This window comes from Ketobacter alkanivorans, from assembly GCF_002863865.1.
In the GTDB taxonomy this organism is placed as follows: domain Bacteria; phylum Pseudomonadota; class Gammaproteobacteria; order Pseudomonadales; family Ketobacteraceae; genus Ketobacter; species Ketobacter alkanivorans.
Genome location: NZ_CP022684.1, coordinates 4,481,216 through 4,498,105, shown reverse-complemented (window position 1 = coordinate 4,498,105; position 16,890 = coordinate 4,481,216). Strand labels below are relative to the sequence as shown.

The 16,890-nt window shown below is 49.2% G+C and carries 15 protein-coding genes; 11 read left to right on the top strand and 4 right to left on the bottom strand.

The genetic code is table 11. The features are described from left to right. Positions 1-5 precede the first annotated feature (5 nt). The 9 genes from Kalk_RS19260 to can all read left to right on the top strand — a co-directional run bounded on the left by Kalk_RS19260 (position 6) and on the right by can (position 10,493). The gene (locus tag Kalk_RS19260; RefSeq protein WP_101895803.1) at positions 6-1,430 is read left to right on the top strand and encodes a cryptochrome/photolyase family protein; all 1,425 of its coding nucleotides are present in this window, start codon (positions 6-8) and stop codon (positions 1,428-1,430) included. After that, the gene (locus tag Kalk_RS19255) at positions 1,427-2,197 is read left to right on the top strand and encodes an SDR family NAD(P)-dependent oxidoreductase (protein WP_101895802.1); all 771 of its coding nucleotides are present in this window, start codon (positions 1,427-1,429) and stop codon (positions 2,195-2,197) included. Before Kalk_RS19260 ends, Kalk_RS19255 begins: the two co-directional genes overlap by 4 nt. Further along, positions 2,187-3,491, top strand: coding sequence for an NAD(P)/FAD-dependent oxidoreductase (locus tag Kalk_RS19250; RefSeq protein ID WP_233716730.1), 1,305 nt, complete (start codon positions 2,187-2,189; stop codon positions 3,489-3,491). Before Kalk_RS19255 ends, Kalk_RS19250 begins: the two co-directional genes overlap by 11 nt. Next, positions 3,461-4,213 (top strand): DUF1365 domain-containing protein, encoded by a 753-nt coding sequence (locus tag Kalk_RS19245; RefSeq protein WP_101895800.1) that lies wholly within the window; start codon positions 3,461-3,463, stop codon positions 4,211-4,213. The genes Kalk_RS19250 and Kalk_RS19245 overlap by 31 nt, the downstream gene beginning before the upstream one ends. Next, positions 4,210-5,469: an SAM-dependent methyltransferase gene (locus tag Kalk_RS19240; RefSeq protein WP_233716728.1), complete on the top strand. Its 1,260-nt coding sequence runs from the start codon at positions 4,210-4,212 to the stop codon at positions 5,467-5,469. Before Kalk_RS19245 ends, Kalk_RS19240 begins: the two co-directional genes overlap by 4 nt. Positions 5,470-5,509: 40 nt before the next feature. Continuing rightward, complete coding sequence (locus Kalk_RS19235) at positions 5,510-6,259, top strand: hypothetical protein (RefSeq protein ID WP_101895799.1); 750 nt, start codon at positions 5,510-5,512, stop codon at positions 6,257-6,259. A 39-nt stretch (positions 6,260-6,298) separates the two neighbouring features. Further along, on the top strand, positions 6,299-7,207 hold the full coding sequence (locus tag Kalk_RS19230; protein ID WP_101895798.1) for a MerR family transcriptional regulator: 909 nt from the start codon (positions 6,299-6,301) through the stop codon (positions 7,205-7,207). 180 nt (positions 7,208-7,387) lie between these two features. Beyond that, positions 7,388-9,754 (top strand): endopeptidase La, encoded by a 2,367-nt coding sequence (gene lon / locus Kalk_RS19225; protein WP_233716913.1) that lies wholly within the window; start codon positions 7,388-7,390, stop codon positions 9,752-9,754. Between the two features lie 94 nt (positions 9,755-9,848). Continuing rightward, a complete protein-coding gene (gene can, locus Kalk_RS19220) occupies positions 9,849-10,493 on the top strand; it encodes a carbonate dehydratase (RefSeq protein WP_101895796.1) in 645 nt (214 codons plus the stop codon). A 56-nt stretch (positions 10,494-10,549) separates the two neighbouring features. Here the strand turns inward: can and Kalk_RS19215 are convergent, their stop codons facing one another. Next, a complete protein-coding gene (locus Kalk_RS19215; protein ID WP_158643595.1) occupies positions 10,550-11,824 on the bottom strand; it encodes an alginate export family protein in 1,275 nt (424 codons plus the stop codon). 369 nt (positions 11,825-12,193) lie between these two features. On the opposite strand from Kalk_RS19215, the gene Kalk_RS19210 reads away from it, so the two are divergent. Next, the gene (locus Kalk_RS19210) at positions 12,194-13,039 is read left to right on the top strand and encodes an SDR family oxidoreductase (protein ID WP_101895794.1); all 846 of its coding nucleotides are present in this window, start codon (positions 12,194-12,196) and stop codon (positions 13,037-13,039) included. Positions 13,040-13,080: 41 nt separating this feature from the next. On the opposite strand, the gene Kalk_RS19205 is transcribed toward Kalk_RS19210, so the two are convergent. Then, on the bottom strand, positions 13,081-13,839 hold the full coding sequence (locus Kalk_RS19205) for an SDR family oxidoreductase (protein ID WP_158643594.1): 759 nt from the start codon (positions 13,837-13,839) through the stop codon (positions 13,081-13,083). A 127-nt stretch (positions 13,840-13,966) separates the two neighbouring features. Between Kalk_RS19205 and Kalk_RS19200 the strand changes: the two genes are divergently transcribed. Continuing rightward, complete coding sequence (locus Kalk_RS19200) at positions 13,967-14,248, top strand: acylphosphatase (RefSeq protein WP_101896402.1); 282 nt, start codon at positions 13,967-13,969, stop codon at positions 14,246-14,248. Here Kalk_RS19200 and amrS read toward each other — a convergent pair. Both amrS and Kalk_RS19190 read right to left on the bottom strand, forming a co-directional pair. Continuing rightward, positions 14,238-15,326: an AmmeMemoRadiSam system radical SAM enzyme gene (gene amrS / locus Kalk_RS19195; RefSeq protein WP_101895792.1), complete on the bottom strand. Its 1,089-nt coding sequence runs from the start codon at positions 15,324-15,326 to the stop codon at positions 14,238-14,240. The two genes, Kalk_RS19200 and amrS, sit on opposite strands and share 11 nt — an antisense overlap. A 56-nt stretch (positions 15,327-15,382) precedes the next feature. Further along, positions 15,383-16,807, bottom strand: coding sequence for a tetratricopeptide repeat protein (locus tag Kalk_RS19190; RefSeq protein ID WP_101895791.1), 1,425 nt, complete (start codon positions 16,805-16,807; stop codon positions 15,383-15,385). Positions 16,808-16,890 lie beyond the last annotated feature (83 nt).

The following is a 16,890-nucleotide window of genomic DNA, read 5'->3' as shown; positions in this document are numbered from 1 at the left end:
ACAGTATGACTAACGCAATCTGGTTTAGAAGCGATTTAAGGATCTATGACAACCCAGCTCTCATTGCAGCCAGTGAGAGCAATGATCCCGTTATTGCGTTCTATTTCTTTACACCGGATCAGCATCGAAAGCATCATACTGGAAGCGTGAAGTTGCGATTCATGCTGGAAAACCTGGTAGAACTGAAACACGATTTGGCCAAGTTGAACATCCCGCTGGTAGCGTTACTTGCCAGCGATTACGGCAGCAGCGTCGCTCTGCTCAAAAAACTCTGTCAACAACATAACGTAAGGCAGGTGTTCGCCAACAGTGAGATAGAACTTAATGAGCAAATTCGAGACCATCAAGCTACACGGGAGCTTGATAAAATTGGATCTACTATTTGCTTTTCTCAAGATCAAACAATCCTGTCTCCACAAGATATATTAACTGGTGCATCGAAGCCTTACCGCGTCTTCACGCCTTTCAAACGCGCCTGGATTAAAACAATACAAAAAACAGGCCTGCAAAGTTTACCCCTACCAACGGCCCGCCCCAAAACCAACGCAGTGTCGACCTCAGCGGAAGAAATTCTTTCCTGGGAGGCCCCTGTAGACGCAAATCAGTATTGGAAGCCAGGCAGTCAAGAAGCATTCAGGCGTCTTGAGGAATTTACGGCAACCGCTATAGAGCGCTACCGGGATGAACGAGACCACCCCAGTCTTACCGCTACAAGTCAGCTCTCCCCCTACCTGGCAGTAGGTGCGATTTCAGTGCGCAGCTGCATGCTGCAGGCATTACTTGCAAACAACTTCGAATGGGATTCCGGTAGTCAAGGCATACTAACCTGGATCAACGAATTGATCTGGCGTGAATTCTATAAGCATCTTTCCTGTCACTACCCCGAACTCAGTAAAGGGGCGGCATTTAATCAAAAAACCGCGCTGATTCCTTGGTCACGCGATATGGAGCACTTCACTCGATGGAAAGAAGGCCTAACCGGCTTCCCGCTGGTAGATGCAGGCATGCGACAGCTGAATACCATCGGCTGGATGCACAATCGTTTGCGTATGGTCACCGCCATGTTTTTAACCAAGCAGCTGTTTATCGACTGGCATCTGGGCGAAGCCTACTTTATGCAAAAGCTGATTGATGGCGATTATGCAGCCAACAACGGTGGCTGGCAGTGGTCGGCGTCAACAGGAGCGGATTCGGCGCCTTATTTCAGAGTTTTTAACCCCACCAGACAAGCAGAGCGATTCGATGCAAAAGGTGATTTCATCCGGCATTGGGTGCCTGAGCTTAGCCAGTTGGGGCCAAAGCAAATATTTGATCCTAACCCTTTTGAACGACAAACGACCGGCTACCCGGCAACTATGGTAGATCACCGAGAGTCTGTAGAGCACGTCAAACAGGCATTCAAGATGGCTCAAGCGATGGAGGCAATATGAGCGACCTTATCCAAAACAAAATCATCTGGATCACCGGTGCCTCCAGCGGAATTGGTAAAAGCCTGGCGCTGCAATTGGCAAAGAATAACACCGTTATCGCCAGTGCTAGAAACCAGGAAAAACTGCAACAGCTTAGATCGGAGGCCGCTGGCATAGTAATCAAACAAGCCGATGTTACCAAACCTGAAGAGCTGATCTCTGCATGCCGAGCTATTGATCAGTCGTTTGGCAAAATAGACATGGTCATCGCCAATGCGGGCCATTGTGAGTACATGGATGTTAAGCAGTTCGACAGCGGCATTGCTAAACGCATGATGGATACCAATTACATGGGATTTATTTACACCCTAGAGGCTAGCTTGGATTTGCTGCGAAAGTCTAAAACGCCTCATATTGTAGCCATGAGCAGCAGCTCCGTTTTTGCAGGGCTGCCAAGAGCCGAAGCCTACAGCGCATCCAAAGCTGCAATCAGCCAGTTCATGGAATCCCTGAGCGCAGATCTAAAGCCAGAAGGCTTTATGTTGAGCGTGATTCATCCAGGATTTATCGATACTGAGCTCACGCAACAAAATGACTTCGCAATGCCCCTATTGATGAGCAGTGAAGATGCTGCAAAGCGCATCATTAGCGACTTAGGCAAAGGCAGGTTCAACATCGAGTTCCCGAAAGGGTTGACCTGGATATTGCGCTGCCTGAAAGCAACACCCTACTTTATCCGTCATCGAATTACGTCGATCCTGTCGAGGAATGTACAGCATGAACTATAAAAAGATAGCGGTGATCGGCAGCGGTATATCCGGTCTTACCAGCGCGTATTTACTGCAGAACGGCTATGAAGTCACCTTATTCGAAGAGCAAGATTATCTCGGGGGCCACACAAACACGGTGGACATCGAAGCTGAAGGCAAGGTATTCCCGGTAAACACAGGCTTTATCGTCTTTAATGACTGGACCTACCCAAACTTCATCCGTCTGATGGACCACCTGGGTGTAGCCAGTGAAAATTCTGATATGAGTTTCAGTGTGCGTTGTGACAAATCCAATTTGGAATACAACGGCGCAAGCTTTAACAGTTTATTCTGTCAACGTAGAAACCTTATCAATCTGCGCTTCTGGCGCATGATAAAAGACATTATACGCTTCAACAAAGAAGCTACCGACGCCTACCAGAACGGCAGCCTTGATAGTGGCATCACGCTTGGCGAATACCTTAAATCCAACGGTTATGGGGATGAATTTGGTCGTTACTATATTATCCCGATGGGTTCTGCCATATGGTCAGCATCAGAGTCTGATATGATGGCCTTCCCAGCCGCGTTCTTTGTACGTTTTTTTCATCATCACGGCCTGCTGTCTATTGATAACCGTCCGCAATGGCGTGTCATCTCTGGCGGTTCCAGATCATATGTGGATGTACTTAAACAACGGCTATCTGGCCCCGTACATATTAACCATGGCATACAATCGGTAAAACGTCACGATCGTGGCGTCACGCTAGTAGACCACCAAGGCACCGAGTTGGAATTTGATGCCGTAATATTCGCCTGCCATAGTGATCAGGCGCTATCCCTACTGGAACAGCCCACCGCTGATGAAACAGAGATATTGGAAGCAATCCCATACGACAGCAACAGTGTAATCCTGCATACTGACAAAAGCCTGCTGCCACGCAACAAACGCGGCTGGGCCGCATGGAACTATCGAATCCCCGCCAGCAAGGATCAACCCGTCACCGTGACCTACAACATGAACATCCTGCAGAATTTTCAGGCTGACACCACCTTCTGCGTCAGCCTGAATCAGGATGATCACATTGACCCAGAACTTATTTTGAAGCGATACAACTATAGTCACCCTGCATTTACACTGAAGGGCGTACACGCCCAGCAACGTTTCAACTCCATTAACGGAAAGCAGAACACATTCTATTGTGGCGCATATTGGTTCAACGGCTTTCATGAAGATGGCGTCAACAGCGCAATACGGGTGGCGAAATCGCTTAATATAGACTTCGATAATGTGGTGATACCATGCGCAGCAAAATCTATAAAGGCGTCATAAACCATCGTCGCAGCGACTCCATCCAACATGGGTTTCGCTACCCTCTATTCATGGTCTATCTGGATCTTGATGATATTGATGGTTTCTTTAATCGTTCTCTGCTGTGGTCTAAGGAGCGCTTTAATTGGGCGAGTTATTATCGAACCGATTATCTCAACCCAAACATCCCAGATTTAAAACAAGCCGTAGCTCATGAAATCATGCAAAAAACCGGTCGAGTTTTTCAGGGCAGCGTATTTATGCTAACTCACCTCAGATACCTGGGAATCAATTTCAACCCGGCAACATTTTATTTCTGTTTCGAGGGTGATCGTCTTAGATATGTGGTTACGGAAGTAACAAACACTCCCTGGCAGGAACGACACACTTACGTACTCGGTTGTGAGGCCGACGATAACGTCCATAACTTCACCACCAGAAAGCAATTCCATGTTTCACCGTTCCTGGCAATGGATATGGAATATCGATGGAAAATCGAAACGCCGGGGGATCACCTGCGTTTATACATATCCAATTTCCAGAACAATCAACGAGTGTTCAGCGCGGGCTTGAAACTAACCAAAGTAGAGGCCAGCGCAAAAAACATGAACCTGATGTTACTTCAGTACCCAGCTGTGACCCTGAAAACCATTGGGGGAATATACTGGCAGGCCCTGCGCCTATGGCTTAAAGGCGCTCGATTCAACAACCATCCAAAACCTTCTGAGGACCAAGCACTATGACCACTTCAGCCATGACCAAATCGGCCCCTCTCAAGGGCTTCAAAAAGATATGCAAAAATCTACTGTTCAAAGTATTCGAGCAGGTAGAGTATGGCACCATCACGATTCAAGATAGCGAGGGCGAACACACGTTCTCTGGAAAATCAAAACCAGACGAATTGCATGCTTTTTTAGAAATAAAGGATCCATCGGTTTATGTGGATATGCTATTGGGTGGCAGTATTGGCGCAGGCGAGGCCTACATGAGCGGCGACTGGACATCACCCAATACAACCGATGTCATCCGGTTTATGAGCCTCAATCTTAAAGCGGTTGAGCGCCTTGATTCTGGTACAGCATGGTTTTCCAAACCTGCACAGCTCGCCTACCATCTAAAGAATCGAAACACGCCTAAAGGGTCACGTCGTAACATCGCGGCCCACTATGATCTGGGCAACGAGATGTTTAAACTGTTCCTCGATCCCACCATGATGTATTCATCTGCCATCTTTCCGCAGCAAGACTCGACCCTGGAGGAAGGCTCCCTCTACAAACTGGAGCGAATCTGTAAAAAGCTAGACCTTAAAAGTAGTGATCACCTAGTGGAAATCGGTACCGGCTGGGGAGGCATGGCCGTTTACGCCGCCAAAAACTACGGCTGCCGTGTTACCACCACGACCATTTCCCAACAACAATACGATTATGCCAAGCAGCGCATCGACGAATCCGGTGCAGGTCATCTGATTACCCTGTTGAAGACTGACTATAGGAATCTTACAGGCAAGTATGACAAGCTTGTGTCCATTGAGATGATTGAAGCAGTAGGACATCAGTACTACCCCGACTACTTTCGCACTCTCAGTTCACTATTAAAAGACAATGGACTGGGGCTCATCCAGGCAATTACCATTGATGACAAACGATATGAAAAAGCAAAAAACGATATCGATTGGATTCAACGTTACATATTCCCCGGTGCTTGCCTGCCTTCCATTAAGGCACTGCTTCACACAAGCTCTGTACACAGCGATCTTGAACTCAAACATCTCGAAGATATAACCCCTCACTATGCACGCACTCTTAAGTTATGGCGAGACAACTTCTTTGCCCATGCCGAAGAAATACGGGCGCTTGGGTATAACGAGGAATTCATTCGTATGTGGGATTACTATTTCTGTTACTGCGAAGGGGGCTTTGCAGAACACGTCATTGGAGATGTGCAAATGCTGTTCTCTAAACCCCTGTATCGAGGCCAGTCCGTATTAGGCGACCTCTAACGATACCCTGTGCGTCTGCATAAAATTAGGAGCATATAACATGAGATTGTTAGCGTTAGTACTGGGCTTGATTGCTAATTGCACCATCGCTCAGCCAGATACGATCATTGGCTATGCATACGATGTGGGAAAGTCGAATCTTCGCTACATGGAAACGTACGCATCGGTTTACGATACCAATGGGCTTTTGCTTCAAAGCAGTGTTCAATACACATCGCCGAAGAAAGATATACTGGCGCTGAAAACCTTGGACTACAGCAACCACCCATACGCTCCTGACTTCACATTTGATAATCGTACCGCCAACTATATCGAGAGCATAGAATGGCTTGACGATAACAAAGTGCTGGTCAAACGCAAAGACTCAGGCAGGGAATGGGAAGAAAAGATCATAAACATACCGGAGCCTGCTGTTGCAGATGCAGGTTTTGATGCTTTTTTAAAAGATCAACTCACACCTTTGCAACAGGGTCAAACGCTCCGCTTCAATTTCCTCAACCCGGCCAGGCTGGATTGGTTCCGCTTTACAGCTACAGCCATTGGCAACACCAGCACTACCATTACGGTAAAAGTCGCTCCTGCCAACACAGTTCTACGCTGGCTGGTTGACCCAGTTATGCTCACCTATCAACTCCCTGATGAGCTCAACCGACTACCCAGGCTACTGCATTACAGCGGGCTGACCAATATGAGCCTGGATGGACAAGATCCCTTGGTTGCGGATATTTTCTACGAGTACACAACACATCAGCCTAAACACCATACCAAACCGATTGTGATGCTGTTTTGAACGGTTACAATAGAGCCCATCAACACTGAGGTAAGAGCTGTGCACACCATACAATCCGTTGCAGAAAAAACCGGGCTGACCCCTGATGTGATAAGAATATGGGAACGCCGTTATAGCGTGGTCACACCCGAGCGCACGCCATCAAACCAGCGCCTCTACACTGACAAGGACATCGAGCGGCTTAACCTGCTTCGCCGTGTTACCGAGCAGGGCCGCCGCATTAGCGCTATCGCCGACCTAAGTACCGAAGAACTAAAAGACATCGCCGGAGCCTCTCCTTCGCTCTCCAACTTAACTCGCCCTCTGGCGGATTCGGATTTGGACATAGAAAAGAGCAAAAACGAGGCCGTATCCGCCATTATTGAGCTTGATCCTATCAAGTTCGAACGGATACTGGAGCATGCCTTCGTCAGTCTTGGCTCGGTGGGGTTTATGATGAATTTCATCTCTCCGCTTATGGATCAGGTCGGCAATCTCTGGCGCAGCGGCGCCGTCCGTACCTGCCAGGAGCACTTTTCAAGCGCTCATGTGCGTTCGTTTCTGGGCCGTTATATGCTAGAAGCCAACAGCGACCCCAAAGGCCCACGTATTATAATTGCCACTCTGCCAGGCCAAATGCATGAATTGGGGGCTACTATGTCCGCCGTGGTAGCCGCTCAGGGGGGCTGGAACGTGATCTATCTGGGTGCTTGCGTACCGTTGGAGGAGATACTGTTCACAGCTGACTGTAAAGAAGCCAAAGCCGTTGGCATCAGCCTGGGCTACCCTATAGATGACCCAAAGATTCCCATGATGCTTGAGCAATTAGGAGCAGATGCTCCTGAAATGTGCCGAATATTGGTGGGTGGCAGTGGTACTGATCGATATCGCAGCCTCCTGGCCCGCATGGGCGCGCTGGAAATGAAAGATCTCGAAACCTTATCCAAAACGCTGGACAGCATTCGCTAGCGATTTCATCAACACCCCTGACAACCCTCCACCAACGGGCAGCTATTGTTACAAATAGATGCCCTTAGCTCTTGAAATTTCCGCAGTTGCACCGATATAAACGAAAATCTCTCTGCAATCAGATAATTGGTGGATCCCCACGTGGTAAATGACGAATTCGGTGAACTCGACAATCCAGATATCATTGAAGTAACTGAAGAACAGCTGGAACGAGGTCTTGCCCTGCCCGACTCATCCTTGCCAGAACGGCTTTACGTCATTCCAATATCCAACAAGCCTTTCTTTCCTGCACAGGTTCAACCCATCGTAGTGGATGAGGAGCCTTGGGCCACAACCATTGAACGTGTCGCCAAGACTCCGCACCGCTGTCTGGCTCTGTGTTATGCACCGGAGCCTGATGATGGCGCACTGCTCACCGATCGTTTTGAGCGCATGGGGTGCGTGGTGCGCATTCACAATGTGGTGCGCGATGAAGGTAAAATCCAATTCATAGCGCAGGGTATTCGCCGCACCTGGGTACACCAGTGGCTGCACAAATCTCCACCCCTGCTGGCCAGTGTTACCTACCCCTACCCCCGCGAAGAAGACGCTCAGGAAATCAAGGCGTACGGCATTGCCATCATCGACTCTATCAAAGAGCTGGTGTCTATAAACCCGCTTTACACTGAGGAACTGCGCGACTATCTGGATCGTTTTAGCCCCAATGACGCATCGCCATTGACCGACTTCGCCGCAGGGCTCACCACTGCAGAAGCAGACGATTTGCAAGAAGTGCTGGATGCGGTTCCGTTGCTAAAGCGTATGGAAAAAGTGCTGCTGTTGCTGAAAAAAGAGCTTGAAGTCGCACGCCTGCACTTGCAGATCAATCGTCAGGTAAACGCCAAGCTTGAGGATCATCAGCGCAACTTCTTTCTGAGGGAGCAACTGAAAGTTATTCAGAAAGAACTGGGCATTAGTAAGGATGACAAAGAAAGTGATGTAGATGAGTTTCGGGCGCGCTTGGAAAAATGCAAGGTGCCGGAAGCAGCCATGAAAAAAATTGAGGATGAGCTTCACAAGCTCTCCATGCTGGAAATCGGATCACCCGAGTACGCAGTAACCCGCAACTATCTCGATTGGGCTACCTCGGTACCCTGGGGCGTCACATCCGACGACAAACTCGACATGGAACACGCCCGCACCACACTGGATAAGTACCACGATGGCCTCGATGACGTAAAAGATCGCATCCTGGAATTTTTAGCCGTGGGCGCCTATAAAGGCGAGATAAGTGGCTCAATCCTGTTGTTGATTGGCCCTCCCGGTGTGGGGAAAACCTCTATCGGAAAATCCATAGCCGAAGCACTGGATCGAAAGTTTTATCGTTTTAGCCTGGGTGGCATGCGCGATGAGGCAGAAATAAAAGGGCACCGCCGCACCTACATCGGTGCCATGCCAGGCAAACTGGTACAGGCGCTTAAAGACGTAGAGGTCAGCAACCCCGTCATCATGCTGGATGAAATCGACAAGATTGGTGCCTCCTACCAGGGTGACCCCGCGTCCGCACTACTGGAAGTGCTTGACCCAGAGCAAAACAAAGAGTTTCTGGATCATTATCTGGATCTGCGACTGGATCTTTCCAAGGTTCTGTTTGTATGCACCGCCAACCAACTTGACACCATTCCCGGCCCCTTGCTGGATCGAATGGATATGATTCGCCTCTCTGGCTACATCACCGAAGAAAAACTGGCCATAGCTCGCAACCATCTCTGGCCCAAATGTCTGGGGCGCGCAGGCGTCAAAAAATCACTGCTTAAAATTTCCAACCCCGCCCTGCGTAACATTATCGAGGGGTATGCCCGTGAAGCAGGTGTACGCAACCTGGAAAAAACCCTAAATAAAATCGTGCGCAAATCTGTCGTCAAGCTACTGAAAGATCCTCAGGGTAAAATCAGTATCACTCCAGCCAATCTGGAAGAATATCTGGGGCCGCCGATCTTTCGTGATGAAACCCCCATCAGTGGCGTTGGCGTCGTTACCGGCTTGGCCTGGACGTCTCTTGGAGGCGCGACCCTGCCTATCGAAGCAACCGTGGTTCACAACCGCAGCGCTGGTTTCAAAATCTCCGGCCAACTGGGCGATGTGATGAAAGAGTCGGCGGAATTGGCCTACAGCTATGCAGCCTCTAACATCGACCTCTATGGAGGCAGCGAGAACTTCTTTGAAAAGGCCTCGATTCACTTGCACGTTCCAGAGGGCGCAACCCCCAAAGATGGCCCCAGTGCAGGTATAACCATGACGACAGCTCTTATTTCACTGGCGTGCAATAAAAAGCTGAAACGCCCCATTGCCATGACGGGCGAAATCACCCTGACCGGACAAGTACTGGCTGTTGGCGGTATCAGAGAGAAAGTCATCGCCGCACGACGTCAGAAAATAAAAGAACTGATCATGCCTGCCGCAAACCAGCGGGACTACGATGAACTGCCCGACTATATTCGCAAGGGTTTAACCGTACATTTCGCAAGCCATTATAACGACGTTTATCAGGTAGTGTTCTCGAAATAGCCTTGAAAAATTTTGTCACTCATCAAAGATCGACAGCACAGCCACGGATCTCTATCATTGGCGGATACGTTTGGATACCGGTTAGGCAAAGAACATGCATAAGCTTCAAGTATTACTCGATAACAATATAAAATGGGCAGAAAGCATCACTCAAGAAGACCCCAAGTTTTTTGAGCGGCTTTCCAAAGCGCAAAGCCCTGAATACCTGTGGATTGGCTGTTCAGACAGCCGCGTTCCGGCCAATGAAATCGTCGGTTTGCTACCCGGTGAGATCTTTGTTCACCGAAACATTGCCAACTTGGTGGTGCATACAGATTTTAACTGTATGTCAGTTATCGAATTCTCGGTTAAGGTGCTAAAAGTCAAACACATTATTGTTTGTGGGCACTACGGGTGCGGCGGCGTAAAGGCTGCAATTGATAGAACCTCTCACGGCCTGATTGATAACTGGCTCTACAGCATCAAGAACACCTACTATCGCAACAAGTACCGTATGGACTCTCTGGGTTCCGAGGAAGCGCGCCATAATTATCTATGTGAACTGAACGTCATGCAGCAGGTCAAGAACGTGGCCCACTCCCATGTAGTTCAGGATGCTTGGGATAAAGGCCAGGATCTCACCATTCACGGCTGGATCTATAGCCTGAAGGATGGCTTGGTAAATGATCTTGGCGTTGATATTCACTCCCCAGATGATTTGGCGGACGAATATCGTGTAGTGAATTCAACCGAAGAGTAAGCACATCAATGGGCACCGTGTCAGGGTGCCCATTAACCCTCAAACCAAACTACTGACTAAATAGCATAGGTGGCCGTGAACCAAACCTTGGTCACATCACTGGTAGCCCCGGCGAAAGCTGCATCCTCCTCGCCACTGAAATCAGCATATTTCAATTGTAGCGTTGCGCCATTGTCGAACTTCTTGGTCAGCGCCATATCCAGTTCAGAGCCGAAATCAGACCCGCTGGCTACGTCTTCTGCACTTTCAAAGTCATGATACATAGCGATGAAGGCCATACCCCAAGGCAAGCCAGCCTTAAAGGTTACGTACATATCTTCTACGCCACTGGCAGGTGTGCCCAGAAAGACATCAGCCCAACCCTGGAACTTGTGCAACGTGGCCAACGAGGTGGTAAAACCCTTGCCCGCCTGGTCATCCGCACCCAATGTTTCCTGGGCAATCCCCAATGTAAACCCGCTCATGGTGCCAGACAGACTGATCAGAGTATAATCTGCTGAGTAATCTATGGGGTTGTCTCCCGTTTCCTCCTGATCCGCGTATTCCAGCTCATAATCGATTTTAACTGCATCAAGATCTGCGGCACCGGCAAAGCGAATCCCCATGGTCGTGTTGGCAAGTCCCAGTGCGGTTGGGTCCTGATTATCGATATCGTAGTAATAGGCACTCAGTTTTCCAATACCATCAAATTGATAGCCCACATTCAGTAGGCTGGTATCCTGATGGTGATCACCTGCCGCGGCCTGCTCACCAAAAATTCGATTTACATTCGAGATGTGAGCATAAAAAGCCGTTAACCCAGGCACGCTGGTATTACCGACAGAAAATGCATCGTAGGTCTGTTCGTTCTGCCGCCAACCAACACCGCCAACGAAACGCTGATTGTCGAGCAATATTCGCTGACGCCCCCATTTAAAGTCAGTATCGGATAAGCCTTTAAACGAGAGATACGCCTGATTCACTTCAGTGCCTTCAGGATCCACTATAGCTGGATTATCGCCACCATTGCCCGTTCCATCATTGTAATCAACACTCTTTAACGACGTCACATCATCAAATTCAAGCACAGCAGAAACATCAAAAAAACTGCCCGTGGTGTAGGTTAAACGGGTTTTCAACGTAAACGCCTCTGAGCTGGCTTCAGTGCCGGTGGCAAGCGCTTCGGTATCAACCTTTTCATAACGCGGACGCAAACTGAGCTTCACTGTGCTTTCTTTCAACGCGCCCTCGATGGTGTCAGCTGCCATCGCGTTATAGGGAATTGCAACGCCCATTGCGCTCAACAAAGAGCTGATCGCAATCACTTTTGCCACTGGTTTGGTGTTAGCCATGGTTGTACTCCTAAGATACATTCAAAGAACAATCAAAATTCACATGAAACAAATTCAAACTCATACACGTATTGCTCTGTGCCCCCACTCATCACCATGCTGAAAACGTTCAAAAGCGTTTCATTGGCCTGCATGATTTAAATTAAATACCACACTGCAGCAAACCGACTGTCATCACTTTGCAACAATACAGCCTCCAAAAAGCAATAGTCGGGCCAGAATTTAGCGCCCAAAATCAGGGCATCGACCTGCACCAGGATGTAACGGCCAAAATTAACAAATCATTCACCCTGCTATGCATCCGGCTTTTCCGATCTAAAATGTGTTTTATAGTAAGGCTGAAAGCACCCAAAACTGAGGTACAAAAACATGTCAAAGCCACAGCAAAACCTGGCCAACAAAACACTTTTCATCACCGGCGCAAGTCGCGGAATTGGTAAGGAGATCGCGCTGAAAGCCGCTAAAGACGGAGCCAACATCGTGGTTGCCGCAAAGACCACAGAGCCCCATCCAAAACTACCAGGCACCATATACTCAGCTGCTGAGGAAATTGAGGCTGCCGGGGGCAAAGCCCTGCCATTGGTGGTGGATGTAAGAGAGGAAGATCAGGTAGCCGCCGCGATCCAAAAAGCTGTGGATACCTTCGGTGGCATCGATATTCTGGTGAACAATGCTAGTGCAATAAATCTTACCGGCACCTTAGCCGTTGATATGAAACGCTTCGATTTGATGCATCAAATAAATTTTCGGGGCACATTTCTCTGTTCCAAGCTCGCCATTCCGCACTTAAAAAATGCAGAAAATCCCCATGTGCTCAATCTTGCACCGCCTATCAGCACCAACCCACGCTGGTACGGACCCCATCTCGCCTACAGCATGGCCAAGTTTGGAATGAGCTTTTGTGTGCTGGGCATGGCCGAGGAGTTTAGCCGCGACCAAATCGCCTTTAACGCGCTCTGGCCTCGCACTGCTATCGCCACTGCTGCGGTGCAGAACCATCTTGGGGGGGATTCAACCGTTAAACTGTCTCGGCTACCTGCAATAATGGCGGATGCAGCCTATGAGATATTCAAGCGCCCCAGCGGTGAATGCAGCGGCAACTTCTTTATTGATGATGAAGTCATGGCGCAAGCCGGTGTTACCGACCTGCGTCACTACCAGGTAGACCAGTCCTTGGAGCCCAACCAACTGATCCCCGACTTCTTTATAGATTAAATGACTGGCCGCGGGCGGCTGTGCAACGGCCGCCCCGCCGGTTAATAGCCGGACAACACTTTCATTAAAGTTCGGGTGGCAATATCAGGCAGCAGCTTTTTCGCCGTTCTGAGGACTTTATATTCCAACCCAACCGGTCGATGCATATTGCTGGCAGATACGGCTTCAAACACTTGCAATGCGATATCATTAGCATCCAGCTTTACACCTAAACGGCTGATGATTTTGCTCTCTTTTCCTTCCAGCATCGGTGTTTTTACAAAGGGCGGTTCAATGTCCATCACCGTAATATCGTGACGGGCCCACTCCACGTTAAGAGACTCAGTAAAGCCTTTTACCCAAAATTTTGATGCGGAATAGCTGGCAAAGCCGGGCACGCCAAACAATGAAGAAGCCGACGACATATTGATCACCCTGGCACCTGCTGTATCCCGCAAATAAGGGAAGGCGTAGTAGCAACAATTCAACACACCGCGATTATTAATATCCAATATCTGATGATGGCGATGCAAATCAATGGATTCAAAATCCCCGATCTCAAGTACGCCTGCACAATTGAACAATACATCCAGTTGCTGGACACCCTTCATGTAGCTATTGATGGCCGTAGAGACCATATCCGCATTCGTAACGTCCGCCACCTCAATGGTGTATCGACTCTTATCCCAATCCGCAGATAACGTCTTAAGAGGCTCCCGGCTCACATCCAGCAACCCCAGGTGCCAACCCTGCTCATACATAATGGTGGCAACGGCACGGCCAATGCCAGAACCGGCACCTGTGATCATAATTGTTTTCATCGATTGGGTTCCCTGATTTTGAACTTCGGATGCTTTACCAGCTTTCTGTCTGGCACATAAACGATACATTACAGTATATTGAAATCCAGCCAGACAACAAACTGCTGAAGAGATACGGGAGCCACAAATGAGTGAGAGCAAACGGGTAAACATGATCGTCGAGGGCACGGTTCAGGGCGTATACTTCCGCGCATCCACAAGGGAGAAGGCGTTGACGCTGGGACTCACTGGCTGGGTGAGAAACCTCCGGGACGGCAGGGTTGAATTCGAAGCCCAGGGCCCTGCACATGCCGTGGAAGAACTGGTCACATGGGCTAAAAAAGGGCCAGAACATGCTCAGGTTACGCAGGCTAAACGCATTGAAATTGCAACTCTACCAGGGGAACAGACCTTTCAAATTACTCGCTAAAACGAACCGCCATGCGCTTACGCCCCCAGTCTCCAGGGCGCTCATCAAAGCGACCCTCGATACAGGCTCCGCAGTAACGGCAGTTTCCGGAATCAACGAGCTCCCATCGTGAAAGCTCGTACCAATCACGCTCAATAACCGCTTTGTGGCATTCAGGGCAATAGGTAGTGTCACCTTCGCGATTATGGACGTTACCGGTATAAACGTATTTCAGGCCCTGCTCAATTGCAATATCCCTGGCCCGAACCAGTGTCTGCAAGCCAGTGGCAGACACATTCATCATCTTATAATCAGGGTGAAACGCCGAAAAATGGAGAGGAACCCCCGGCCCCAGATGATCCACCACCCAGCGGCTCATTGCCTCAATTTCAGCATTCGAGTCATTATGTTCAGGAATAACTAATGTTGTGATTTCCAGCCAGCAATCCGTTTCATGCTGTATATATTCCAACGTCTCCAGCACTGGTGCCAGGTGAGCACCAGTAAGCTTCCAATAGAACGCCTCATCAAAGGACTTCAAATCAATATTGGCCGCATCCATGTGCTGATAGAATGCCTTGCGGGCTGCTGGGTTGTGGTAGCCCGCCGACACCGCCACCGATAACACCCCCTTCTCCTTACATGCTTGCGCCACATCAATCGCATATTCCTGAAACACCACCGGATCGTTGTAGGTGTATGCCACGCTTTTGCAGGCAGCCTCTGAAGCCGCCTGCGCAATCATTTCAGGTGTCGCTTTACTGGCCAGCGTATCCGTCTCTCTGGATTTGGAAATATCCCAGTTCTGACAGAACTTACAAGAAAGATTACAACCGGCTGTTCCAAAGGACAACACAGAAGAACCGGGGTAAAAATGATTAAGAGGTTTTTTCTCGATGGGGTCGACACAGAATCCACTGGATCGACCGTAGGTGGTTGAGACAATCTCTGCACCAATATTGGCCCGCACAAAACACAGGCCGCGCTGTCCTTCACGTAATTTGCATTCACGTGGGCAAACATCACACTGCACGCGGCCATCGGATAACAAGTGCCAAAACTCAGTAGCGTGCAGAAAAGAGCGATCAGTACCAACCATTGCGGCTCCCGCGTTAGAAACAACTACCCTCTATATGGTTGTCAAGTTACTGCATTTCAAGTGCTACACTGAGCCAATAATCGATCCACTTCTGCTAACTGTTTGAAATCAGGATGCTTAGCCTTGATATATTTCAAGTATTGGGAGGATTTATAGCTGTCTTTAAAGCCTTCAAGCAGCGCTTTTGCCATGATCAAATAGGCATCAGGCACGCGCTTGAAATGGGGCGCCACCTTATGCAGATTAGCCAGCAAATGGCACACCTGCTGAAACTTGCCACGATTATAAAGCTGATCTGCCAGGCTTAATAACACATCCGGATCTTCCGGTTTGAATGACGGCTCCAACTGTTCATAACCACAGAATAAAAAGTACAGCCTGGATTCATCCCCTAACTCATGCAACACACTCATGAAGCGTTGACCATGGGCCAATGCCTGATCCTTGTCTTGAAGCGCAAGCAGCAGCTTAGACAGTTTTTCATGGTGGCGAACACTTTTCGGGTTGGCCATCAAGTGACGGGTAAGGGTATCGGCCGCTTTCTGATATTGCCCGTCTTTAACCAACAGTTCGGTCTTGGCATCCACAGGATCAATATTGAGCCGCCGTTTCTCACGCGCCATCTGATCCTCTGCCACAAAGCCAATTTCTGACTGGTACTGGAAAATAACGTAGCCCATCAAATGATAGCCAACCATCATGAAATACAGAGTGACACCGACAAACAACGGCACAAAGTACTGCGGGGGAACCTCTTCAACAAAGACCTCAAACAAGGCCGCCTCTGCCCCCAATAGCAAAAACAGAAATGCATACAGCAACAGGTAAGACCAGCCAACGCTGCGAATCAGATGCGCAATACTGCCTGGAACAATAGCCGCGCCAATAGTCTTCTCTGTAGCCAGCAACATCATGCTGGCCGGGGCCACAAAAAGCACCAGTGCGTTTGCAAGCACATTCAAAAAATCACTGTTGAGCAGCGCTACCGCGATGGTAAACCCGGCGAAGATCAGCTGCACCACAACCTGCTGAACTAACACATTGAAACCGGATTCAGAAAAAGTTTCCTGCAACGTTGGCGGATCAAACCGACCTTCGGCACTGTACTCTATGATCATAAACCCATAACGAGTAATGCAGGCCAGCAGACACAACCCCGCGATCAGCATAATCGGCAGCGACGTCAGATCCATTAAGCCCACCAAGGCCCAAGCTACGAGCACAAACACGCCAATAACAATGAGACTGTCTGGTTTAAATGGGTACCTGAAGAAAGCCCCCAACCTATCCCAGAATGGCTGAGCGGTATTAGCGCTGCCCAGATAGTCCAGCTCTTCACCACTGACGAAACAACGGGCCTGCCCCATACCCCCCAGCGTCTCGCCGCTGTCGACGCAGCGTTCGCAAAAGGCAATATGCCGCTTCGGGCTATACCAAAGCGCGGGTTCCAGTGGATGATATTTACAAAATTGACGTGCCATGTGTCCCCCTTATGTGCAAAGTATAGACACAGCGTCACTGCGGAGACAAAGCTTTTCCACCCAGGCACACCCAGAGCCCAAAT